At 62.7% G+C, this 25,932-nt stretch carries 8 protein-coding genes; 5 read left to right on the plus strand and 3 right to left on the minus strand.

Annotated features, from left to right (window positions below; all coding sequences use genetic code 11):
* Positions 1-224 precede the first annotated feature (224 nt).
* A complete protein-coding gene (locus ACP7EW_RS24135; protein ID WP_426220346.1) occupies positions 225-1,850 on the minus strand; it encodes a PvdJ/PvdD/PvdP-like protein in 1,626 nt (541 codons plus the stop codon).
* A gap of 142 nt (positions 1,851-1,992) precedes the next feature.
* Here ACP7EW_RS24135 and pvdM point away from each other — a divergent pair, with 142 nt between their 5' ends.
* The 3 genes from pvdM to ACP7EW_RS24150 are packed head-to-tail and all read left to right on the plus strand — an operon-like array spanning position 1,993 to position 5,530.
* Positions 1,993-3,342, plus strand: coding sequence for a pyoverdine-tailoring dipeptidase-like protein PvdM (pvdM, locus tag ACP7EW_RS24140; protein WP_426220348.1), 1,350 nt, complete (start codon positions 1,993-1,995; stop codon positions 3,340-3,342).
* Positions 3,343-3,360: 18 nt separating this feature from the next.
* Positions 3,361-4,635, plus strand: coding sequence for an aminotransferase class V-fold PLP-dependent enzyme (locus ACP7EW_RS24145; RefSeq protein ID WP_426220350.1), 1,275 nt, complete (start codon positions 3,361-3,363; stop codon positions 4,633-4,635).
* A 34-nt stretch (positions 4,636-4,669) separates the two neighbouring features.
* Positions 4,670-5,530, plus strand: a complete 861-nt coding sequence (locus tag ACP7EW_RS24150; RefSeq protein ID WP_426220352.1) for a formylglycine-generating enzyme family protein — start codon at positions 4,670-4,672, stop codon at positions 5,528-5,530.
* A 56-nt stretch (positions 5,531-5,586) separates the two neighbouring features.
* Here ACP7EW_RS24150 and ACP7EW_RS24155 read toward each other — a convergent pair whose 3' ends face one another.
* The gene (locus ACP7EW_RS24155) at positions 5,587-6,417 is read right to left on the minus strand and encodes a N(5)-hydroxyornithine transformylase PvdF (RefSeq protein WP_426220354.1); all 831 of its coding nucleotides are present in this window, start codon (positions 6,415-6,417) and stop codon (positions 5,587-5,589) included.
* A gap of 200 nt (positions 6,418-6,617) precedes the next feature.
* On the opposite strand from ACP7EW_RS24155, the gene ACP7EW_RS24160 reads away from it, so the two are divergent.
* Together ACP7EW_RS24160 and ACP7EW_RS24165 are read left to right on the plus strand one after the other, a co-directional pair.
* Positions 6,618-8,270 (plus strand): cyclic peptide export ABC transporter, encoded by a 1,653-nt coding sequence (locus tag ACP7EW_RS24160; RefSeq protein ID WP_426220356.1) that lies wholly within the window; start codon positions 6,618-6,620, stop codon positions 8,268-8,270.
* A 99-nt stretch (positions 8,271-8,369) separates the two neighbouring features.
* Entirely contained in the window at positions 8,370-10,811 is a 2,442-nt protein-coding gene (locus ACP7EW_RS24165; RefSeq protein ID WP_038846626.1) for a TonB-dependent siderophore receptor, read from the plus strand.
* Positions 10,812-10,962: 151 nt separating this feature from the next.
* Here ACP7EW_RS24165 and ACP7EW_RS24170 read toward each other — a convergent pair whose 3' ends face one another.
* Positions 10,963-25,923: a non-ribosomal peptide synthase/polyketide synthase gene (locus tag ACP7EW_RS24170; RefSeq protein ID WP_426220361.1), complete on the minus strand. Its 14,961-nt coding sequence runs from the start codon at positions 25,921-25,923 to the stop codon at positions 10,963-10,965.
* Positions 25,924-25,932 lie beyond the last annotated feature (9 nt).

The raw sequence follows: 25,932 nt of genomic DNA on the forward strand, positions 1-25,932 counted from the left end.
GCCTGATAAGTCACGGTGGAGAAGAAAGTCCGTTTTCAGCTGCCGCTTGAATCGGGTGCTGTGCGCCCCGCATCCAAAAAGCGGGCGCAGCCGGGGGCCTGGAGAGGCTTCCGGCAGGCTTGGAAAATTAAGGGATTTGGCAGGCGGGGGGTGACATGGGAAGCGGGGACAAGGGGGGATTGGGTTGGTTCAATCTGTGGTGGGAGCACCCACCACAGCCCCATTCATGGGGTTTTCAGCTTCAGGTGACGCGCATACCACGGCCGCTTTGGCACCCGCTTGAACAAGCCCTGCAACATTCCCTCGTCTTCACCAAAAGTAATGCGCAAGGCCAGCTTCATGACCTCCGGGTCCATCTCCATCGACTTGCCCACCTGCAACCCCGGCGTGGTGCTGCAACCATGGGTGTCCGGGCCCAGCCAGGGGTCGCCGACTTCCACCCAACGGCCCGGTGCGAACCAGGCTACGCCGTTGACTTGCAGGCGCTGGACTTCGCCCGGATTGAAGCGTTCATGGGCGCGAAACCAGTCTTCGATGCGGTCGTCGATCCAGCCATGGAAATGCCAGAACACCGGGTTGACGTGGGATGAGAACGGGTCGCCGAGGAAGTCGTTTTCCGCCGCATACCAGCGTGCAGCGAAGTCGGAAGGGTCGCGCGCCATGGGCACGGGGGCACCATTGGAGGGGTCGCGCGGCACCGAGGCCCAGCGCATGTGCAGCCAGTCGTGCAGGCCCAGTTCCATCTCGGAGCCCAACTGCCCCAGGGTGAATTTGGCCAGGTAGCGTGGGTCGCGGTATTGGGACTCCCACACCTGGAAATTGCTGTGGTAGGTCTCGGCGGCCTTGATGTCACTGACCCATTGGGTGTACTCGCTGTCATCCGGCGCCCACCAGGTGGGTGGCAGCGCAAAACCATCGTGGTTGTCGAAATAGCGCAAAAAGCCCAGGCGATCACGCTCAAGGGCCGGTTGCGGCTCGGGGAATTGCGGCCACGAGGGCAGGTCCTGCAGGGACCGCGCAGTGCCGAGCATGTGGCGGTGCATGAAGAAAAAGTCGATCCCCGAACCGTTGCGGTCTTTGCGCTTGCCCCGCGCATCGCGTTCCTGGCCGCGCGGGCCGGGTTGCCAGCCGATGCCGCGCAAGGCCTCGCGCTTTTCCTCGGAGAGTTTGTGCCACTGGTCACGGGTGGCGTGCCACAGCTGGTGGAACAGCCGGTGTTCAGGGGCGATCAACCAGGCCAGCAGGGTCGGATTGAGGCCGATGCGTTGGCGGGCTTCGGGGAACCATTGTTTATGGGCGATGAAGCGGTTATCGCGCTCGACCAACGCCAGGGGGCGGTCCAGGTCGAGGATCCGCCCGCTGAGGGTGCTGCTGCCGGCGTTGGCAAAATCGGCCCAGACCTGGTCGAGGGTCATCTTGAATTCATAGGCGGGCGTACCGTCGGCCGAATCGCGGTCGATCAGCCGCCAGTAGAGCACGGCGCTCTCCCCCGTCAGCAGGTCACCCAACACCCGGTAGCGCGGCTCGCCGTCGGCGCGCAGGTGGGCGGCGGTGTCCAGGTAACCGCGCAAACCGCGTCCACGGGGCGCGATGTCGAGCAGCAGTTGCAAATCTTGCAATGGCAGCCCTTTGAGGCCGGCGTCGCGGCCTTCCAGGCGCAGGTCCCACACCCCACGCAGGGTGTTCGCAAGGTGCTGGCCGGCGGTGTCGGCCAGGTCCACCGTGGCTTCACCGGGGGTGATGGGGAATTCTTCTTCGCGCGTCAACTCGCGATGGGCATAGAAGGCGGCCGGCACCGCGGCGCCTGTCAGCGCCAGGCCTGCGATGAACCCACGTCGAGAGATGGTCATTGTCTACCTTAGGAAACGGCTTTATCAGAGCTAGAACGTTTGCCCGCCGGGGAAATTTACCGAGACGCCCTCGCCGCCTAAATTTTGCCGCCGATCACTCGTTCATCCCTGATAGCGAAGGCCTCAACTGACTGAGATGGCAATGACAAAACCACGTTCGAAAAAGGCGCTGTACATCGGCTTGCCACTGGCACTGGCCATCGGTGCCGGGGCCGGTTTCCTGGTCTGGGACCACTGGTTCAAAGGCAATGCTGGCTACCCGCTGGAGGTGATCAAGCAGGCCAATGAAATGCAGGACCGGCTGCTGTCGTTCGACAGCCATATCACCGTGCCTGTGGACTTCGGCACCGCCGGCAACGAGGCGGACAAGGACGGTGAAGGCCAGTTCGACCTGGTCAAGGCGGCCCGCGGGCGTTTGTCTGGCGCGGCATTGACCATCTTCGGCTGGCCGGAAATCTGGAACGGCCCCAACGCCCCGCACAAGCCCACCGACGGTTTTGTCGAAGCCGCGCGCAACGAGCAGGAAGTGCGCTACAAGATCATCAGCGGCATGGTGCGCGACTTCCCCAACCAGGTCGCCATCGCCTATACCCCGGATGATTTCCGGCGGCTGCACGGCGAGGGCAAGTTCGCGATCTTCATCAGCATGCTCAACGCCTACCCGCTGGGCAACGACTTGAACCAGTTGGACCTGTGGGCGGCGCGCGGCATGCGCATGTTCGGCTTCAGCTACGTGGGCAACAATGCGTGGTCGGATTCATCGCGGCCGCTGCCGTTTTTCAATGATTCCACCGACGCCCTCGACGGCCTGTCGGACATCGGCAAACAAGCGGTGCACCGCCTCAATGACCTGGGGGTGATCGTCGATGTGTCGCAAATGTCGACCAAGGCCCTGGAGCAAGTGGCGCAATTGAGCCGCACGCCAATGGTGGCGTCCCATTCGGCGCCACGCGCCTCCGTGGATATCCCGCGCAACCTGAGCGACAAAGAGCTGCAACTGATCAAAAACAGCGGCGGCGTGGTGCAGATCGTCGGCTTCTCCGCCTATCTGCGCCCGCTGAGCCAGCCGACCCAGGACAAGCTCAACACCCTGCGCACCCGCTTCGACCTGCCACCCCTGCCCAACCTGGCCGTGGCGCTGATGCCGGGCGACGCGATCATTGCCGCCTGGCCGGAACACAAGTTCGGCGAGTACGCCAGTGCACTGTACGGCATCCTCGATGAAGAGCCGAAGGCCACCCTCAAGGACCTGGGAGATGCCATCGACTACACCGTGCGCAAGATCGGTATCGACCATGTCGGCCTGTCGTCGGACTTCAATGATGGCGGCGGCGTCCAGGGTTGGAACAACGTCGGCGAAATACGCAACGTCACGGCCGAATTGATCCAGCGCGGCTACTCCGAAGCTGATATCGCCAAGCTGTGGGGAGGCAACTTCCTGCGGGTGTGGGACCAGGTACAAAAAGCCGCCAAGCCCTTGGCCAACCGTTAATTATCCAGAAGCCAGTCCATGACCGACCGCCGTACCTTTCTCAAGCAGGCTGGGGTATTTGCCGCCAGCCTGCCACTGGGCACCGCCCTGCTCCCGCAAGCCATCGCCGCCAATGCACCCACCGATGACCCATGGACGGGGCTCAAGCAACTGTTCAACCAGGACCCGACTTACCTGCACTTTTCCAACTTCCTGGTGGCGTCGCACCCCAAGCCGGTGCGCGAGGCCATCGAACGCTACCGCGCGCAGATCGATCGCAACCCAGGGTTGGCCATGGACTGGGACCTGCAGGAAACCTGGAAACGCGAAGGCCAGGTGCGCGAGTGGGCCGGTCGTTACCTGAAGGCCACCCCACCGCAAATCGCCCTGACCGGCAGTACTTCCGAAGGTTTGGCGATGATTTATGGCGGGATCAAGGTGCGACCTGACCAGGAGATCCTCACCACCGTCCACGAACACTATGCCACTGAGTTCAGCCTGGATTTCCGAGTGCGCAAGGAGCAGACCCAGGTCCGCAAGATTCGCCTGTTCGACAACGCCCACCGGGTGTCCACCGACGAAGTGCTGGGCAACATCCAGCGCAATATCCGCCCCAACACCCGCGTACTCGGCATGACCTGGGTGCAGTCCGGCAGCGGCGTGAAGCTGCCTATCGGCGAGATCGGCAAGCTGGTGGAGGAACACAACCGCAACCGTGACGACAAGGACCGCATCCTCTATGTGGTGGACGGCGTGCACGGATTCGGCGTGGAAAACCTCGACTTCCCGGACATGCACTGCGACTTTTTCATCGCCGGCACCCACAAATGGATGTTCGGCCCGCGCGGCACCGGCCTGGTCTGCGCCCGCGACCCGCAAAACAAGTACGTGACACCGATGGTGCCGACCTTCTCCGAAGACAAGGACTTCGCCACCATCATGACCCCGGGCGGCTACCACGCCTTCGAGCATCGCTGGGCGGCGGACGAGGCCTTCAAGCTGCACCTGCAATTGGGCAAGGCGCAGGTGCAGGCGCGGATTCACGCACTCAATACCGAACTGAAAGAGCAATTGCTGGCAGAGCCGAAGATCGAACTGGTCACCCCGCGCAACCCAGAACTGTCGGCGGGCTTTACCTTCTTCCGCGTCAAGGGCCAGGACAGTGATGCCGTCGCGGCCTACATGATGAAAAACCGCGTCGTGATCGACGCCGTGGACCGCGATGCCGGCCCCGTCATCCGCACCTCCCCCGGCCTACTCAACTCTTCCGCCGAGATCCAGCGCTTCATGACCCTGCTGAACCAGCGGGCGTGACGCACACCTTTTTCCCTTTGAATGAGAGGCCCACATGAACAAACCCCTCACAGCCCTGGCGCTCACCGCCCTGTGCGGCGCCTTGCTGCCCACCCTGGCCCAGGCCGCCGCACCGCAACCCGGCAAGGTGTTCAAGGATTGCAAGGACTGCCCGGAAATGGTGGTACTGTCCGCCGGCACCTTCACCATGGGCACGCCCGAGGATGAAGTCGGCCGCGAGCCGGATGAAGGCCCGATGCATGAAGTGACCTTCGCCAAGCCGTTTGCCATGAGCCGTTTTCATATCACCGCCGGCGAATGGGACAGCTACGTGCGCCAGACCGGCGTGAAGATCGCCGATGGCGACACCCGCCCCGGCCGCGAATGTATCGCCAGCAAGCCACGCTATCCCCAAGGCCCGCGCCAGCCGGCGGTGTGCATGGACATGGATGACATCAAACGCTATGTGGCCTGGCTGTCGAAAAAGACCGGCCAGCAGTACCACATGGTCAGCGAGTCCCAGCGCGAATACGCCGCGCGCGCAGGCTCAACCGGGCCGTTCCCCTTCCCGTTCGATGAAGGCAAGGACTACAGCATCGCCAAGCATGCCAACACGTACGGGCCAGCCGATGGCTACAGCTATTCGTCACCGGTCGGCAGCTACCCGCCGAATGCGTTTGGCATGTACGACATGCATGGCAACGTCTACGAGCGCGTGGCCGACTGCGAGCACCCCAACTACATCGGCGCGCCTACCGATGGCAGCGCGTGGATGGAGCCTAACTGCGAGGGTTACATGATTCGGGGTAATGACTGGGGTGAAGCGCCGGTGTTTTCGCGCTCGGGTAACCGCAACACCATCTATCCGCAGACGCGCGGGGATTGGATTGGGTTTCGGGTAGTGCGCGACCTGTAACACAGGAGACTTAATGTGGGAGCAAGCCCGCTCCCACATTTTTAACCGTGCCCGCGTTAGATTCCTTTTTGGGCCAGCAACGCCAATCCTTCATGCAACGCCGGGAACAGGCTGTTATTGAAGTTGTTCCAGCGCAACTCAAGGATGGTGTCTTGCGGCGTGATTTCGGTCTTGAGCACGTCGTGGAACACTTCACCCGAATCGATGCCGTTGTCCACGTAGTGGAAAGACGCGCCCGTGAGGTACAGCGGCTCCGATGGCGTGGTGGCCTTGGTCGCCCAATCCGTGATCGTCAAACCACGCGCACCGTACAAGGCGTTCCAGGTGGCATAGGCACCGCGGCGCTCGTACGGCGATTCAATACGGGTAATGCCCGGATGGATGTTCATGATACGGCGGGCAAATGGCGCACCGGGGCGCACCAGCTCATCCAGGATCACCAGCAAACCGTCCAGCACCACGATATCGGCCTTCAACTCCACCAGCGTGTCGTGCAGGCGACGCTCGAAGTCCTGCTTGCCGGCGATGTGTTCCGCGCTGCCCCGTGGCAGGCGTCGATAGGTCGACGGCACGCTCAACAGCAAGTCATTGACCAGGCGCCCCTGCACGCGCAGGTCGGCCGGATACAGCCACTGGCGACCCGGCTGGTAGGCGAAGCCGTAGTCGGCCACCAATTGCTGATCCCGTGGGTTCTGCTCGTCGTCGTCATACACCACGCCCACCAGGTTGTAGGCCTCGCCCAGCGGCGTGTCGTTCAGTGCGCCCGCCAGGGATTCCAGCACCGACATCATGTAGCGCTCATGGTCTTTGTACGCCACCGGCTGCCCGGCCTTGTCGGCCGCGGCATTGCGCAGGGACCACACGTACACCAGATTTTTTTTCGTCATTGTCTCGCTCTCGCTGGAAAGATCAGGCACGCGCCAATACGCGTGCGCCTACACCACAAGAACGAACCAGCCGCCGTGCAATTTATCCACCCCCTTCACCATCGGGCACACCGAGCTAAATAGTCGCGCCAATCCTTCGTTTGTCATGGGTAAGGGTCTGTGTGCCCAGCCCCCTCTTTTTCACTTTCCGGGAAGTATTTATGACCGACCCCAAGCGCGGCGCCTTCAGCGGTTTGCTCGCATTGCTCAGGCCCTTTCGCACCATCGTGACGGTCTCCGTCGCCCTGGGCATGGCCGGCGGCCTGGCCATCACGTTGCTGCTGGCGACCATCAACAATGCCCTGCACTCCTCCACCGGAATGACGCAGGGGGTGATCCTGACGTTTGCGGCGCTGTGCCTGCTGGCACTGACCAGTTCGATTGTCTCGGATATCGGCACCAACTACGTCGGCCAGAGGATTATCGCGGCCCTGCGCAAGGACCTGGGCGAAAAGGTGCTATCAGCGCCCATCGAACAGATCGAGCAGTATCGCTCCCACCGCCTGATTCCGGTGCTGACCCATGACGTTGACACCATCAGTGACTTTTCCTTCGCTTTCACTCCGCTGGCCATCGCAACGACGGTGACCCTGGGCTGCCTGGGCTATCTGGCGTACCTGTCGGTGCCGATGTTCCTGATGATGGTGGTCGCCATCATCATTGGCAGCAGCGTGCAATTCATCGCCGGCGCCAAGGGCATTCGCGGCTTCGATGAGGCCCGCGACCAGGAAGACGAGCTGCAACGCTACTATTCGGCGATTGCCTCGGGCGCCAAGGAGCTGCGCATCCACCGGCCCCGCCGCTACCGCATGAACACCCACCGCATCCAGGAAACCGCTGATCGGATCAGCGACATCCAGGTGCGCTCGGTGAACATCTATATCGTCGCCAAGACCTTCGGCTCGATGTTGTTCTTCGTGGTCATCGGCCTGGCCCTGGCGATGCAGGCCTACAACCCCAACCCGGACCCGGCGGTGATCACCGGCTTCGTGCTGGTGCTGCTGTACATGAAAGGCCCGCTGGAGCATGTGGTGGGTTACTTGCCGATCATTGGCAAGGCGCGGATTGCCTTTGCGCGCATTACCGAACTGTCCGAGCGCTTCTCGTCTCCGGAGCCTCACCTGCTGATGGACGGCAGTGAAGCCCCAAAGCCGGTCGTGAACAGCCTGGAATTGCGCGGCGTGAGCTACAGCCCGCCACCGGTCGAAGGCAGCCAGCCGTTCCACCTGGGGCCGATCAACCTGAGCATCCAACAGGGCGATATCGTGTTCATCGTGGGCGAAAACGGCTGCGGCAAGACCACCCTGATCAAACTGTTGCTGGGCCTGTATCAACCCCAGGCCGGGGAAATCCGCCTCAACGGCGAAACCGTGACCGACCCCGCGCGCGACGACTATCGCCAGCTCTTCACCACGGTATTCGCCGACTACTACCTGTTCGATGACTTGGTACAGGGCAGCGCCACGCAGTCCCTGGACAGTGCCGCCAAGTACCTGGAGCGCCTGGAAATCGCGCACAAGGTCAGCGTCAAGGACGGCGTATTCAGCACTACCGACCTGTCCACCGGCCAGCGCAAGCGCCTGGCACTCGTGAATGCCTGGCTGGAAGAACGCCCGGTGCTGGTGTTCGACGAATGGGCCGCCGACCAGGACCCAGCCTTCCGCCGCGTCTTCTACACAGAGCTGCTGCCAGACCTCAAGCGCCTGGGCAAGACCATCATCGTGATCAGCCATGACGACCGCTATTTCGATATTGCCGACCAGTTGGTGCGCCTGAGTGCAGGGAAAGTCGTTGCAGAACTGGAGCCCGCATAAATTTTTCCGGTTTATGCGAGTGCGAACGTCTCATATGCAGCAATGAGAATTAACCGCATTAAGTACCCATCTGCCAACACTTAAAAAGAGAAACATTCCATGCCAGTACGGCTTGCCCTCAGCCCATTGAGCACCGCAGTTTCCATGCGTCGGGCCTTGAAATTAAACGTCCTCCCCAGTGCCCTGGCCCTTGCGGTCAGCTTGCCGGTGGCGGGCTATGTTCAGGCGCAAGAGTTCGAATTGAACATCCCGGCGCAACCCTTGAATACGGCGCTGCAGGTATTCGGTCAACAGACCAACCTGCAGATCCTGTACAGCCCGGATACCGTCAAGGACAAGCACAGCAGCGCCGTCAGCGGCAAGCTGGACCCGGTGCAAGCCATCGAGCGCCTCCTGGGGGGGACCGGCGTGAGTTACAGCCTGCAAGGCAGCTCGATGATCATCAACGCACCCGGCTCCGGGACCGGCGCCGTGGAACTGGGCGCCACCCAGATCAATGCCAACCAACTGGGCACCATTACCGAAGGCACCGGCTCCTACACGCCGGGCACCATCGCCACCGCGACCAAGATGGTGCTGACGCCGCGCGAGACGCCGCAGTCAATTTCCGTCGTGACCCGCCAGACCATGGACGACTTCGGCCTGAACGGTATTGACGACGTGATGCGCCACACGCCCGGCATCACCGTCTCGACCTTCGACAGCGAACGCACCAACTACTACTCTCGCGGCTTCCCGATCCAGAACTTCCAGTACGACGGTGTACCCACCACGCGCAACGAAGGTTACTCGGCCGGCCAGACCCTCAGCGACATGGCGATCTACGACCGCGTCGAAATCCTCAAGGGCACCACCGGCCTGATGACCGGCGCGGGCGGCCCTGGCGGCACCATCAACCTGGTGCGTAAAAAACCCACCGCCGAATTCCAGGGCCACGTTGGCCTGGGTGCGGGTTCATGGGACAACTACCGTTCGGAGCTGGACGTCAGCGGCCCGCTGACCGACAGCGGAAACGTACGCGGGCGCGCCGTAGTGGCGTACCAGGACAAACATTCGTTCATCGACCACTATGAGCGCAAGACCAATGTCTACTACGGCATCCTCGAATTCGACCTGTCGCCGGACACCCTGCTGACGGTCGGTGCCGATTACCAGGACAGTGATCCCAAAGGTTCCAGCTGGTCCGGCAGCCGCTCGCTGTTCGATGGCGTGGGTAACGAAATCAAGTTCGACCGTGGCTACAACAACGGGCCGAAATGGAGCAGTTGGGGACAATACACCCGCAGTGTGTTCGCCACCCTGGAACACGCACTGGATAACGGCTGGATCGCCAAGGCCAACTACAGCAACCAGCTCAATGGGTATAACGCGCCACTGGGTTACGCGTCGCCGATCTCGGGGACGACCGACAGAGCGTCGGTCTATGGCTCCAAATTCACCGGCAAGACCATCAGCAACAACGGGGACTTCTATCTTTCCGGGCCGTTCAGCCTGGGGGGACGTGAGCACCAATTGGTCGTCGGCTCCTCGGTTTCGCGCTCGCACTGGGAAGGCAACGACTACTACGGCTATGAAGCGACCTATAGAGACAGCAACAACTTCCCGCTCTATGAATGGAACGGTGACAGCCTTGAACCACAATGGGGCCCGGCCCACGAGAAAGACGACATCACCCGCCAGGCGGCGGTCTACTTCTCGACACGCCTGAGCCTCACCGACGATCTGTCGCTGTTGCTGGGCTCACGCCTGACCGACTACCGCTTGACCGGTACCAACGACTCGCGTGAGACCGGCAAACTCATCCCGTATGCGGGCGTGGTGTACGACCTCAACGAAAACTTCTCGGTCTACGGCAGCTACACCTCGATCTTCATGCCGCAACAGCTGCGGCCGGACCGCAACAACAAGATGGTCGAGCCGGACGAGGGCGAGAACTACGAGATCGGCTTGAAGGGCGAATTCTACGACGGTCGCTTGAACACCAGCCTCGCCTACTTCGAGATTCATGAGTCCAATCGTGCCGAGGAAGACACCGAGTACAACAACAACATGCCGGCCAACTCGCCTGTCGAGTGGGCCTACATGGGCGTCCAGGCCACGACCAAGGGCTGGGAAGCCGAGATGTCCGGTGAACTGCTGCCGGGATGGCAAGTGCAGGCGGGTTATACCCACAAGGTGATCCGCGACGACGACGGCAAGAAGTTCTCGACCTGGGAACCACAGGACCAGCTGAACTTCTACACCAGCTACAAGCTGACCGGCGCCCTCGACAAGCTGACCATCGGTGGCGGCGCGCGCTGGCAGGGCGAGGCTTGGCAGGATGTCTACAACCGTGGCAAAAGCGTGACCCAGCGTTTCTCCCAAGACCCGTACTGGCTGGTTGACGCGATGGCGCGCTACCAGATCACCAAAAACCTGTCGGCCTCGGTCAACGTCAACAACGTGTTCGACAAGCGCTACTACACCAACATCGGCTTCTACACCTCGTCCTACTCGGGCGACCCACGCAACGTAATGTTTTCGACGCGTTGGGATTTCTGATCTGACAGGCTGAACCCCAGCACCCCCCGACACCCTGCGCAGGCCCAGCCTTCGCAGGGTGTTTTTTTATGCGTGCGGGTTCATAATCCGCCGCCCACAAAAAAGCCTCAGGTCACACCACGTGACCTGGGGCTTTCTGTTTTACCGGCCTTTACGCCATGGCCGTCACAAAGCTGCGAACGAACTCAGCGTTATCAATGATGCGTTCATGATCCACCTCAATCATCGTCGAGCGCACCACACACCCCTGGCCGATCACCCGCTCCATGCCAGCCTCGATCAGTGCCTTGTGCTGGCCCGCGCGACTCATGGCCGCCCACCAGCAGCTGACAGGCGCCTTGAGCGCCTTGAAGTCAGCCTGTTCCAGGCGTTTGAACAAGGCGCGGTCAACGTCCCAGGAGATCTGTGCTTCATTGCCATCCAGCAGCGCTTGCTTGACCTCGCGGAACGCGTCACCCAGCGAACCCTCGGCCCATTCGACAAAGCGCGTCCACTGCTGATCTTCATCCTGGCTATTCGCCTGCACGTCCTGCCACGCAGCCTCGATGGCCTCGGCAAACCCTGGGAACATCACGCCCAGCAGTGCCACGCGCCGCTCGCTGTCAGAGCGCTCACCCGCATCGGTAATCACCGCTGCGTCCCAGTATTGCGTGAGCCAGCGAGGCGGTGCCGAGTCGATCCAGCCGACAAACTCCACGTCCCTGCCCGCCCGTTCCAGGCCGTGCGCAACCTCTACCGCCAGGTTACCGCCCAGTGACCAGCCCGCTAGACGGAAAGGACCTTCGGGCTGGGCCTCCAGCAACTGCGCCGTGTAATCCTCAACCATGGCGGCCCATGCCGGGACTTCTATGCCCTCTTGCGCCAACGCACGACAGATCACACCCACCACCGGCCGCTGTTCACGCAGTGCCAGGGCCAAGGCCTTGTAGCAATGCACCGAACCGTAGCTGGGGTGGAACAGGTAAAGCGGCGTGCCTTCGGTCTGGCTGTTGAGCGGGACCAGCAACGAACGGCGCGTCGTCCCTTCCAGACAAGCGACCTGAGTGCGTACGGTCGGATTGAGCATCAACTGGCTGACCGACAGACCGATGCCGCTGGCCTTGCGAATGCGCTCCTTGAGCATCAATACCAACAGCGAATGCCCCCCCAACTCGAAGAAGTTGTCGTTCACACCCACCTGTTCCACACCAAGTACATCCGCCCAGATTGCGGCTATTTTCTGTTCCAGCTCGGTTTGCGGCGCTTCAAATGGCTGGGTCGACTGCGTGTCCGGCTTGGGCAGCGCCTTGCGGTCCAGCTTGCCGTTAGGGCTCAAGGGCATGTGCTCCAACAGCAGCCACTGCGCCGGCACCATGTAGTCTGGCAAGTGGGTGGCCAGGTGAGCGCTGAGGATTTCACGCCAGTCTTCACCTGGCTCCTGCAAGACCAGGTAACCCACCAGATGCTTGCCGTCCACGGCCAACACCGCAGCCTCACGTACCGACGGATGCTCCAGCAGCCGAGCCTCGATTTCACCCAGCTCAATACGCAGGCCGCGCAGCTTGACCTGATGGTCGATACGCCCGGCGTATTCGATCACGCCGTCGGTGCGGTAGCGGGCCAGGTCACCGGTGCGGTACAGGCGCTCGCCATTTACGAAGGGGTGCGCGATAAAGCGTTCAGCGGTCAACGCCGGCCGGCGATGGTAACCCCGCGCCAGGCCCACGCCGCCCAGGAACAGCTCGCCCAGCACGCCGGCAGGCACTGGCTCGAAATGGCTGTCGAGCACGTAGCACCCCAAGTTGGCAATCGGTTTGCCGATAGGCACCGCGTCACGGCCCTCGTCCACGCACGTCCAGTGGGTCACATCGATCGCGGCTTCCGTCGGGCCATACAGGTTGTACAACCCGGCGCGCGGAAGTTTAGCGAACACTTGCTGTTGCGCATCCACCGGCAGCGCTTCACCGCTGCACACGATGCGCTGCAAGCTAATGCAGGTCGACACCGCCGAGTCCTGCAGGAATGCCTGCAACATCGACGGCACGAAGTGCAATGTGGTGACCTGCTCTTGGTTGATCAGGCTGACCAGCTTGCCCGGATCGCGATGATCACCGGGCGCGGCGACGACCAGGCGTGAGCCGGTCATCAAGGGCCAGAAGAATTCCCAGACGGAGACGTCAAAACTGAACGGGGTTTTCTGCAACACCGTATCGCTCGCATCCAGGGCATACGCCTCCTGCATCCAGTGCAGGCGGTTGGCCAAGGCCGAATGACGGTTACCCGCACCTTTGGGCTGGCCTGTGGAACCGGAGGTGTAGATCACATACGCCAGGTTCTCGCCGTCCAGGACAACACCTGGGTTGGCGTCGCTATAGCCTTCGAAACCGCTCACCTCCAGTACCAGGGTTTCCAACCCGTGAGGAATCGGCAACTGCTCCAGCAGATGGGCCTGGGTCAACAACAGCTTCACGCCGCTGTCATCGAGCATATAGGCCAGGCGTTCACGCGGGTATTCCGGGTCCAGCGGTACATAGGCACCACCGGCCTTGAGCACTGCCAGCAGGCCTACCACCATTTCGATGGAGCGTTCTACGGCCAGGCCCACCAGCACGTCCGGGCCTACGCCGGCGGCGATCAATCGATGAGCCAGGCGGTTGGCGCGACGGTTCAGCTCGGCATAGCTCAGGCGCTGCGCACCGAACACCAGGGCCGGTGCGTCTGGCGCCAGGGCTACCTGGTCTTCGATCATCTGGTGCACGCCACGGTGCAACGGATAATCCCGCGCTGTCGCGTTCCAGTCCTCGACGATCAACTGGCGCTGAGCAGCGGGCAACGACGGCAGGTCCGCCAGGCGCTCCACCTGCGGCAGCGTCAACGCCAGCAGCAACTGCTGGAAATGCGCCGACAGGTTAACGACGTCCTGCGTGTCGAACGCGGCGTGATCGTAATTGAACTCCATCGCCAGGCGATCACCCATGGCCAGCAGTACGGTCAGCGGATAGTGAGTCTGTTCCAGGCTGTCCATCGTGCCGAAACGCAGGCCCGCCGGGGATCCTTGCTCTAACGCCTCAGACACCGGGTAGTTCTCAAATACCAGGATGCTGTCGAACAGCGCTTCGCCGCCCAGCCCTGCCCAGCGCTGGATCTCGAACAGCGGCGTGTGCTCCTGTTCACGCAGGCGCAGGTTTTGTGCCTGCACCTGCTGCAACCAATCATCCACGCTCAGCAGCGGGCTCGGCGTGGCCACCACTGGCAGCGTGTTGATGAACAACCCCACTTGCTGTTCGATACCCGGCAATTCGGCCGGGCGTCCCGCCACCGTGGCACCAAAGGCGACGGTGTCCAGGCCGGTATGACGCTGCAACAGCAACAGCCAGGCGCTTTGCACCAGGGTATTGAGCGTCACCTTGTGGCGCTGGGCAAACGCTTTGAGCTGGTCGGTGGCCGTCTGCTCCAAGGTCAGCCGGTGAACGCCATTGACTTGGGACACTTCCTGTTCGCGGGCGAGCCCACGGGACAGTCGCGTTGGCGCCTGCAAGCCCGCAAGCTGGGCTTTCCAGAAGGTCTCGCTGATGAGCGGATCCTGTGCCTGCAACCAGCCGATGTAATCGCGATAGCGTCCGTTCGGCGCGCGTAGCGATTCGCCGGCGTATTGTTGCAGCACCTCGCCAAACAGCTGCGAAGCACTCCAGCCATCCATCAGAATGTGGTGGTTGGTGTAAATCAGGTGATGGCTGTCGATGCTGGTACGCACCACGACCAGGCTCAGCAAAGGCGCCTGCTCAAGCACGAAGCCATCTGCACGAAGGGTTTGCGCCAAAGCATCGAGCGCTTCTCCGAGGTCTTCACGCTGCTGCCAATCGTGCTCGACCAAAGGCACCTGGGCCGTCTTGTAAACCACCTGCAACGGCTGCTCCAGTTCGGTCTGCCAGAGGAACCCGGTGCGCAGGATGTCGTGGTGCTCCAGAGCGACCTGCCAGGCCGCCCGGAAACGCGCCACATCCAACCCTTGCACGTCAACGCGCATCTGGTTGATGTAGTCGCCCGAGCCCTGGCCGAACAAGGATTGGAACAGCATGCCCTGCTGCATCGGCGACAGCGGGTAAATATCGTCGACCTGGCTCAACGGCAACGCCAGGCCATCCAACTGAACCTGGCTCAAGCGGGCCAGTGGGAAGTCCGACGGGGTGGCGCCGGAGTGTTCAGGCTGGCAGCAATGCTCGATCAGCGCCTTGAGCTCTTGCGCGTAGTCATCGGCCAGTTGCTGGATGCTCGCCGAATCGAACATCTGCTGGCTGAAGCTCCAGTTCAGGTTCAGCTCACCGCCATACACCTGGCCGTTGATTTCCAGCCAGTTGCCCAGCGATGCATCCGGGCTCTGGTCGCTGCCGGCGGCATCACCAGAAGGCGCAAACAAGCCCTGCTGTTCATTGCCATCAAAACTGGTATCGAACTGGCCCAGGTAGTTGAAGGTGATGCGCGGTTGCGGCAGGCGTGCCAATGCGTCACGCACATCGGGCTGGCCCAGGTAACGCAGGGCACCAAAACCGATGCCCTTGTCGGGAATCGCGCGCAGCTGCTCCTTGATGCCCTTCAATGAATCCGCCAGGGTCGAAGCCGGGGTGAGTTTTACCGGGTAGAGGCTGGTGAACCAACCGACCGTACGTGTCAGGTCGATATCCTCGAACAGGTCTTCGCGGCCATGCCCTTCCAAGCGGATCAGGGTCGAATCGTGGCCGGTCCAGCGCCCGATCACCCGCGCCAGCGCCGTCAGTAACAGGTCGTTGATTTGAGTGCGATAGGCTGCCGGGGCGTCCTGCAGCAGGCGACGGGTATGGCTGGCGTCCAGGTGCGTAGTTGCGCTGCCGGCATGGCGGTTGCTCAGGCTCGCTCCTGGCTTGGCGCTTGGCAGGTCGGCCTCGGCGCCGTGCAATTGTGCTTGCCACCACGCCAGTTCCTGGGTCAGTGCCTCGCCTTGGGCGTATTGCTGAAGACGTTGTGCCCAGTCGCGGGTGGAACTGGTCTTGGCAGGCAATGCCACTGGGGTGCCTGCGGCGAGTTGGCGATAGGCCGTTTGCAAATCCTCCAGGAGAATCCGCCACGACACGCCATCGACCACCAAGTGATGGATGACCAGCAGCAAGCGCTGCGAACCATCGTCCAATTGAACCAGCACGGCGCGCATCAGCGGGCCCTGGTCGAGATCGAGGCTGCGTTGCGCCTCCTCGCCCAAGGCCGCAAGCTCTTCAATGTCGTGCAGCGTGCTTTGCCACAACACAGTATCGGCCTGATGGTGCTCGGCCGCACGGTACAGGCCCTGCCAGCCCTGCGCGCCTTCGGCAAACCGCGAGCGTAACGCATCGTGGTGCACCAGCAACGCTTGCAAGGCCTGGGTCAATGTGGCGGCATCGAGGTGTTCGTGGGGCTGCAGCACCACCGACTGGTTCCAGTGGTGACGTTCGGCAATCTCATCGGCGAAGAAGGCTTGCTGAATCGGCAACAGCAACGTCTCGCCACTCAAGGCGGCCTGGCTGATGGTCAAGCCTTCGACACCCTGACGCGCGACGCCCGCCAGGCTTTGTACGGTCTGGTGCTGGAACAGGTCCTTGGGCGTGAACCGGATGCCCGCTTGCCGCGCACGGCTGACCACCTGGATCGAGATGATCGAATCGCCGCCCAGCTCGAAGAAGTTGTCGTTCAAGCCCACCTGCGGCAAGCGCAGCACGTCGGCCCAGATGGCGGCGAGCTGTTGTTCCAGCTCGCTTTGCGGCGCCACGTAGGCTTGTTGCAACAGGCTTGCGTCCGGTTGCGGCAAGCCTTTGCGGTCGAGCTTGCCATTGGGCGTCAGTGGCATTTGCGCCAGGAACATGAAGTACGTCGGCACCATGTAGTCCGGCAGACGGGTTTTCAAAGCGCGGCGCAGGGTTTCGCGGAACTCGGTTTCGTTGGCAGGTCCAGCATTGGCCGGCACCACGTAGGCCACCAGTTGTTTACCGGTCGGACCTTCCTGGGCGACCACCACGGTTTCGCCGACGTTATCTTGTTCACGCAGGCGCGCTTCGATCTCGCCCAGTTCGATACGGAAACCACGGATCTTCACCTGATGATCGACACGGCCGAGGTAATCCACTACCCCGTCCGGACGGCCACGGGTCAGGTCGCCGCTGCGATACACGCGGCTGCCCGGTTTGCCGAATGGGTCCGGTACAAAGCGCTCAGCCGTCAGTGCCGAACGCTCCAGATACCCTCGGGCCACGCCCTCGCCGCCCAGGTACAGCTCGCCGGCCACGCCGACAGGTTGCAGATTGAGTTGCGAGTCGAGCACGTAGCCGCTGCGGTTGCCCAGCAAGGTGCCGATTGGGGCATAAACCGCGCCGCACGGATCGCCCCGGCGGGCCTTCCACAGCAATGGCGTGACCACGGTTTCAGTCGGGCCGTAGCCGTTGAAAAGGTAGGTCGGCTTGAGCGCGCGCCAGGCCAGGTCATAGCTGGCCTGGGCGACCGCGTCACCACCAAAGCAGTACACCCGCACAGCCGGTGGGTTGCCGTCACGCTCGGCATGCTCGGCCAGCTGTTGCAGGTACACCGGCGGGAACACGGCCATGGTCACGTTGTGACGATGCATCTGTTCGTAGGTGTATTCCGGCAGCCACAGGCTGTCGTCACGGATCAACACGCTGGCGCCGTTGATCAACGGGTGCATCCAGCCTTCGTGGGAGCCGTCGAAGGCGAACGACATGAAGTGCAGTTCGCAGTCAGACGGGCTGGTTTCATAACGCTCGCCAGTGGCGATGATATGCGCCACCAACGGGCCGTGGGACACCGCAACGCCCTTAGGCATGCCGGTCGAACCCGAGGTGTAGATCACGTAAGCCAGGTTATCGCCGTCCAGCTTCACATTGGGGGCAGTATCGCTGTAGCCAGCCCATTCTTCAGTGTGGTCAATCGCCAGGCTGTCCAGGCCGTCGGCCACCGGCAGTTGCTGCTGCACCGCCGTGTGAGTCAACAGCAACTTCGCACGGCTGTCCTGCATCATGTACAGCAGACGGTCACGCGGGTATTCCACGTCCAGCGGCACATACACGCCACCGGCTTTCATCACCGCCAGGAACGCCACCATGATTTCGGCACTGCGCGGCATGGCGATGGCCACGCGCACTTCCGGGCCGACGCCACGGGCGATCAGCGCGTGGGCCAGGTGGTTGGCCTGGCGGTCCAGCTCGCCGTAGGTGAGTGTCTGTGCATCGAACTTCACCGCCACGGCCTGCGGGTTTTCCCGGGCACGGTCAGCGAACAGTTCATGGACCAACCGCTCAGCAGAGAAGCCCGAACCGCTGCGGTCCCACAGTTGCAGGATCTGCTGGCGCTCGGACGGATCGAGCAGGTTCAACTGGCCGATGCTCTGCTGCGGATCGGCAACCATGCCCTGCAGCAGGTTCAGCCAGTGCCGGGCCATGCGCTCGATGGTCGACGCATTGAACAGGTCGGTGGCGTAACCCAGGGTGGCCCAGATGTTCTCGGCGCCCTCATGCACATCCAGGTCCAGGTCGAAGTGGGCGGTCTGGCTTTCCCACTCCAACCCTTCCACCCGCAGCGTGGACAGTTGATGGGCCGTGCCGCCCAGCCGCGCTTCGGTCTGATGGTTGAACATCACTTGGAACAGCGGGTTGAGGCTCAAGCTGCGCTCGGGTTGCAGCGCTTCCACCAGTTGCTCGAATGGCAGGTCCTGATGGTCCTGGGCTTCCAGCGCGCGTTGGCGGGCCTGCTGCAACAGTTCCAACACCGAGGTCTGCTCGTCGATATCAGCCTTGAGCACCTGGGTGTTGACGAAAAAGCCCAGCAACCGCTCGGTCTCGACACGGTTGCGGTTGGCAATCGGCACGCCCACGCGCACATCTTCCTGGCCGCTGTAGCGGTGCATCAACGCCTGGAACGAGGCCAGCAACAGCATGAACATCGTCACGCCTTCACGCTGTGCCAGGCCCTTGAGGTCTGCGACCAAGGCGGGCGGCAGCTCGACAAACAGGCGCGCACCGCGATGGCTTTGCTCAGCCGGGCGCTGGTGGTCAAACGGCAGTTCGAGCACCGGTTGCTCACCGCCGAGCAACGTTTGCCAGTAGGCCAGTTGCCGTGCTTTTTCTCCGGCGTCCATCCACTCGCGCTGCCAACGGGCATAATCGGCGTATTGGATCGGCAGGGCCGGCAGTTGCACGGGCTGGCCCTGGCTGTAGGCGCTGTACAACTGCACCAGCTCATCGACCATGATCTGCATCGACCAACCATCGGAGACGATATGGTGTTGCACCAGTACCAGCACGTGTTCGTCTTCACTCAGGCACAGCAGCGTGGCGCGTAGCAACGGGCCCTCTTGCAGGTTGAACGGCCGGGCGATCTCGGCCTCGACCTGCGCCTTGACCTGCGCTTCATCGCTGCGCACCAACGCAATCTCGATGCGCGCTTCTGGCAGGATCACCTGCACCGTTTGCTCATCGCCCTGATGCAAATGCGTGCGCAGGCTTTCATGGCGCGCCACCAGGGTATCGAAGCTGCGTTGCAGGGCGTCCAGGTCCAGCTGCCCCTTGAGGCGCAAGGCGCTGGGCACGTGGTACGCGGTGCTTTCTGGGTCCAGCAGCCAGAGGAACCACTGACGCTCCTGAGCGTAGGACAACACCAACGGCAGATCGCGATTCGCCGGCACCAACGCAGGCGCGGCCGAACCACCGCGTTTGCCCTCGGTGTGCAGCGCGGCCACAAAGCCCTCCAGGCGCGGCTGCTCGAACAGCACGCGCAACGGCAACTCGATCCCCAGGTTATGCCGCAGGCGCGAGGCCACTTGCATGGCCAGCAACGAATGGCCACCGCGTTCGAAGAAATGGTCCGTCAGGCCAATGCGCTCGGCGCCGAGAATCTCGGCCCAGATCGCTGCCACCTGCTGCTCCAGCGCACTGACGGGCGCCACCCAGTGGTGGGTGACCTGGCTTGCGTCAGGACGTGGCAAGGCATGGCGGTCCAGTTTGCCGTTGGGGCTCAACGGCAAGCGCTCCAGGAACATGAAATGCGCCGGCACCATATAGTCCGGCAACTCATCGCGCAGGACAGCACGAATCTGCTCGCGCAACTCTGCGTGCTCGGACGCCGGCAGAGGGGTGACCAGGTAGGCAATCAACTGCTGGTCGGCCGCAATCACCAAGGCTTCGCGCACACTGTCTTGGGCCAGCAAGCGGGATTCGATTTCACCCAGCTCGATACGGAAACCACGCACCTTGACTTGATGGTCGATACGCCCGATGTATTCGATCACGCCGTCGGCACGGTAGCGGGCCAGGTCGCCGGTACGGTAGAGCCGCCCGCCGCCGATAGGGTCAAAGGGATCGGGAATAAAACGTTCGGCGGTCAGCCCGGCCCGGTTGAAGTAACCGCGCGCCAGCAGTGGCCCGCCAATCACCAGCTCGCCGGCCACACCGACGGGCACCGGATTCAGGCTGGCATCCAGCAGGTAGATGGCGCGGCCGTCCAATACACGACCGATCGGCATCATCTGCGTGACGGCTTCGCGCCCCTCCACATACCCCGCGCAATCCAGGGCGGTAACCGTGACGGTCGCCTCGGTGGGTCCGTAGGTGTTGAGCAGCCGCACATGGCCCAGCCCGGCATAACGCCAGGAGGCCAGCCCTTCCGGCGGCATCGCTTCGCCGCCCGCGTGCACCTGCCGCAGGCGGCCATAGTCGCGTACGCCGCGCTCGGCAAAGTCACGGGCGATCAAGTGCCAGTAGGCGGTGGTCAGGTCGACCACCGAAATCTCATGTTCGATCAGTTGCGCATAGAAGGTGTCGCTGTCCCACAGCTCACCGCCGCGCACCACCACGGCCGCACCACAGCACAGCGCCGGGTAGAGTTGCTCGACAAACCCGTCGAAGTTGAACGTACCGAACTGCAGCACGCGGTCTGCGGCGGTCAGTTCGAACAACTCGATAAACACTTCAACATGCCGCGCCAGCGAGGCCTGGTCGATGCCGACGCCTTTGGGCCGCCCGGTCGAACCGGAGGTGAACATCAGGTACGCCAGGTTCGTGGGGAACGCACGTACGGGTGGGTTGCTGTCCGGGTATTCGGCCAGCCAGTCGGCGTCGGCTTCCAGGCAAATCAGCGCCAGCCCGGCGCTGATCGGCAGGCGCTCCAGCAGCGGCTGCTGGGTCAGCAGCAGCCGCAAGCCGCTGTCCTCGATCATGCATTGCAGGCGGTCCGCCGGGTATTGCGGGTCCAGCGGGACATAGGCGCCGCCGGCCTTGAGGACCGCTAACAGCGCAACGATCATTTCCAGCGAACGGTCCACCGCTACGCCAACCAGGCTGTCGGCAGTAACGCCCTGCTCGATCAGTTTGTGCGCCAGGCGGTTGGCGCGCAGGTTCAAGTCGGCATAGGTCATGCGCCGTTGATCCATGATCAGTGCAATCGCCTGCGGCTGGCTCACCACCTGTTGCTCGAACTTATGCAGCACGCTGCTGTGGGCGGCACGCGTCGGTTGTGGCGGGTTCCACTGGTACAGCATTTGCGCCTGTTCATCACTGCCCAGGATCGGCAGGTCAGCGACACAATGACGAGCATCGCTGACCACACTCTTCAGCAGGTTCTGCCAGTGCGCGGCAAAGCGCTGCAAGGTGCTGGCATCGAACAGCGCGGTCGCGTAAGTCAGCGAAGCCAGCAGGCCTTCGTCTGACTCTTCGGTGTCCAGGCTCAGATCGAAGTGCGCCGTATGGCTGTCCCACGCCAGCCCCTCCACACGCAGGCCAGGCAATTGCTGGCCGTCACGATTGGCTTGGGCAGCCGACTGATGGTTGAACATCACCTGGAACAACGGGTTGTGGCTCAGGCTGCGCTCGGGCTGCAACGCCTCGACCAATTGCTCGAAGGGCAAGTCCTGATGCGCTTGTGCGCCCAGTGCCTGTTCCTTGACCTGCTGCAACAGCTGGGCAAAGGTCATGTGCCCGTCAATGTCGGCCTTGAGCACCTGGGTATTGACGAAAAAGCCGATCAGTTGTTCGGTTTCCAGGCGGTTGCGGTTGGCGATGGGCACGCCGACGCGGATATCCGACTGGCCGGTGTAGCGATAGAGCAGTGACTGGAACGACGCGAGCAGCACCATGAACAGCGTGGCGCCCTCGCGCTGCGCCAAGGCACGCAAGCCCTCGACCACCGACGGTTGCAGCACCAGGTCCAGGCGTGCGCCCTGATAGCTCTGCATGGCCGGGCGCGGACGATCCAGCGGCAGCTCCAACACAGGTTGCACATCGCCCAAGCGGGCACGCCAGTACGCCAGTTGGCGGTCCTTTTCACCCGCTTCCATCCAGCTACGCTGCCATTGGGCATAGTCGGCGTATTGAATCGGCAGATCCGCCAAGGTCGGCTCAAGGCCCTGGCTGTAGCCGGCATACAGGCTCACCAGCTCATCGACCATCACTTGCATCGACCAGGCATCCGAAACGATATGGTGCTGTACCAGCACCAGCACATGCTCGCGCTCGCCCAGTTGCAGCAGCTTGATGCGCAGCAACGGGCCGGCCTGCAGATCGAATGGCTGGGCGATTGCGTCTTCGACCAACGCCTGCAACTGGGCCGGCTCAGTCGAGCCCAGCACTTGATAGTCGATGATGGGCGCGGCTTGCGCGATCACGCGCTGGACAGTCTGGTGCGTGTCAGCGAAAAACACAGTCCGCAGGGTTTCGTGGCGCTGCACCAGGGTATCGAAGGCCCGTTGCAGGGCTACGCGATCCAGCGTGCCCTCTAGGCGCAACGCGGCAGGAATGTGATAGGCCGCGCTGTCCGGCTCCAGTTGCCAGAGGAACCATTGGCGCTCCTGGGCATACGACAGCAGCAGCGGCTGATCGCGGTCGGCCAAAGTGATGCGCGCAACGTCGGCGCCCTTTTCACCCAGCGCCTGCACAAACGCACCCAGTACCGGCTGCTCAAACAGGCTTTTGAGGGCCACGTCGATCGCCAATGCCTGGCGTACCCGTGACACCACGCGGGTCGCCAGTAACGAGTGACCGCCCAATTCAAAGAAATGGTCTTCAAGGCCAACCTGCGGCACACCCAGCACTTCGGCCCAGATCGAGGCCACTTGCTGGGCTTTCTCGCCAACCGGTGCCACATAGCGTTTCTGCAACAGGCTGGCATCCGGCTTCGGCAGTGCCTTGCGGTCGAGCTTGCCGTTCGGCGTCAGCGGCAGGCGTGCCAGGAATAGCATGTGCGCCGGCACCATGTAGTCCGGCAGTACGTCGCGCAACGCGGCCTTGAGTGTTTCGCGCAGGGCGCCCTGGTCGGCATCCGAGGTCGCGCTGTGCGTCACCAGATACGCCAGCAGTTGGTCATTCTCGGCCATCACCACGGCTTCGCGCACGCCACGCTGCTCGCGCAGACACGCTTCAATCTCACCCAGCTCGATTCGGAACCCACGCACCTTGACCTGATGGTCGACGCGGCCGATGTACTCGACCACGCCATCCACGCGATAGCGCGCCAGGTCGCCGGTGCGATACAGCCGCTCGCCATTGCGCGCAAACGGGTTGGGCACGAAGCGCTCGGCGGTCATGGCTGCCCGGCCGTGATAACCCCGTGCCAGGCCGACACCGCCAATCAGCAGTTCGCCACTGGCGCCGACCGGGCTTGGGGTGAGTTCGCTATTGAGGACAAACAACGAGGTGTTGGCAATCGGCCGACCGACAAAAGGCATCGGTTCAACCAGCGGGTGGGCCGCCGACCAAATGGTGGTTTCCGTCGGGCCGTACAGGTTCCACACCGCGCCGCCCTGGGCGAGCATGCGCTGGGCCAGGTCGGCCGGCAACGCTTCGCCACCGCACAGGCTCTTGACCCCGTGCAGCAAGGCACGGCGGTCACTGTCCAGCAGCATGCGCCAGGTCGACGGCGTGGCTTGCACCACGTTGATTACCTGGGCATGCACCAGGCTCAGGATCGCCTCTGGGTCCTGGGACACTGACTTGTCCGCCAGTACCACGGTGGCACCTACCGACAGCGGAACGTACAGCTCAAGGGCGAAAATATCGAAGGAGAACGTGGTCAGCGACAGCAGGCGCACGCTGGCGTCGATGCTCAGGGTCTGCGCCATGCCCAGGGTGAAGCTGCTCAGTGCGCCATGGCGCACCATCACCCCCTTGGGCTTGCCGGTGGAACCGGAGGTATAGATCACATAGGCCAGGTGTTCGCCGCTCAGCTCGACCTGCGGGTTGTCGCTGCCGTAGCACGCATCCTCCTGCTCGCTGATGAACAGCAGCTGCTGGTCGGCTGCCAGGGGCAGGCGCTCGTGCAGGTCGCCGGCGGTCAACAGGACCTGTGCGCGACTGTCTTCGAGCATGAACGCCAGCCGCTCGGCCGGAAACTGCGGGTCCAGCGGCACATAGGCGCCGCCGGCCTTGAGGGTCGCCAGCAACGCCAACACCATGTCCACCGAACGATCCAGGGCAACGGCCACCAGCACGTCCGGGCCCACACCCGCCGCACGCAGGCGATGGGCCAGGCGGTTGGCACGCTGGTTCAGGTCGGCGTAACTCAGCGCCTGGCCATTGCAGAGCAGCGCCGTTGCGTCCGGACGCATCTGTGCCTGGGCTTCAAACAGCCGATGCACCCCCGCATCCTGCGCGAATGCCTGGTGTGTGTCGTTCCAGGTGTGCACCAGTTGCTGCCATTGCGCATCGTCCAGCAACGGCAACTCGCCGACGCGGCCGTTGCAATCCTGCACCACCCGGTGCAACAGACGGTGCCAGTGCGCAAGGAAACGCTCCAGGCCCGGTGCGTCAAACAGGTCGGTGGCGTAGGTCAGGGATGCATGGATGCCGTCAGCCGACTCCTGGGTGTCGAGGTTGAGGTCGAACTGCGACGTCTTGCTGTCCCACTCCAGCCCCTGCACCTGCAGGCCCGTGACGCTGCCGCCAGCGCGCTGGGTGTCGGTCTGGTGGTTGAACATCACCTGGAACAGCGGGTTGTAGCTCAGGCTGCGCTCCGGCTGCAGTGCTTCCACCAATTGTTCGAACGGCAAGTCTTGATGCGCCTGGGCCTCGACCGCGCGCTGGCGGGTTTGTTGCAGCAGCTCGCGGAACGTCATCTGCCCGTCGATATCGGCCTTGAGGATCTGCGTATTGACAAAAAAGCCGATCAAACGCTCGGTTTCTACCCGGTTACGGTTGGCCACCGGCACACCGATGCGGATGTCGCCCTGGCCGCTGTAGCGATGCAGCACGGCCTGGAACGACGCCAGCAGCAACATGAACACCGTCACGCCTTCGCGTTGCGCCAAGCTTTTGAGACCCGCCACCAGCGACGTTTCAAGTGTCAGGTCGAGCCGCGCACCGCGGTAGCTCTGCACCGCAGGGCGTGGTCGGTCCATCGGCATCTCCAGCACCGGTTGCTCGCCACCGAGCACGCCGGTCCAATAGCCCAGCTGGCGCTCGCGCTCACCCGCCTCCATCCAGCTGCGTTGCCACAGCGCGTAGTCGGCGTACTGAATCGGCAAGGCCGGCAATTGCAGGTCCTGCCCTTGGGCATGGGCGGCGTAGAGCTGGACCAACTCGTCGACCATGACCTGCATCGACCAGCCATCAGAGACGATGTGATGCTGTACCAGCACCAGCACATGTTCCTGGGGTGCCAGGCGCAACAGCTTGACCCGTAACAGCGGGCCTTGCTGTAAATCGAACGGCTGGGCGATTTCAGCCTCCACCAGGGCCTTGAGCTGTGACTCCTGAGCATCGACCAGCGCGATGTCCACCCGCGCCTGCTCGGCAATCACCTGCAAGGCGCTGTCGCCCTCTTCCTGCAAATGCGTGCGCAGGCTTTCATGGCGCATCACCAGCGTGTCAAAACTGCGCTGCAGCGCGGCCACATCCAAGTGGCCGGTCAGGCGCAGCGCCCTGGGCACATGATAGGCGGTGCTTTGCGGCTCCAGTTGCCACAGGAACCACTGGCGTTCCTGGGCATAGGAGAGTCGAAGGGGTTCGCCTTCCTGGCGCTTGAAAACCGGGGCAATCTCAAACAGGTTGATGCCTTGCTGCTTGAGCATTACCGCCAACGCTTTCTTTTGTTGCGCCGAAAGTGACCCTACCGACTCGATTAATGCTTGCACGCCACGCCC

The sequence above is a fragment of the Pseudomonas sp. DWRC2-2 genome (assembly GCF_049897885.1).
Lineage (GTDB): Bacteria > Pseudomonadota > Gammaproteobacteria > Pseudomonadales > Pseudomonadaceae > Aquipseudomonas > Aquipseudomonas azotoformans_A.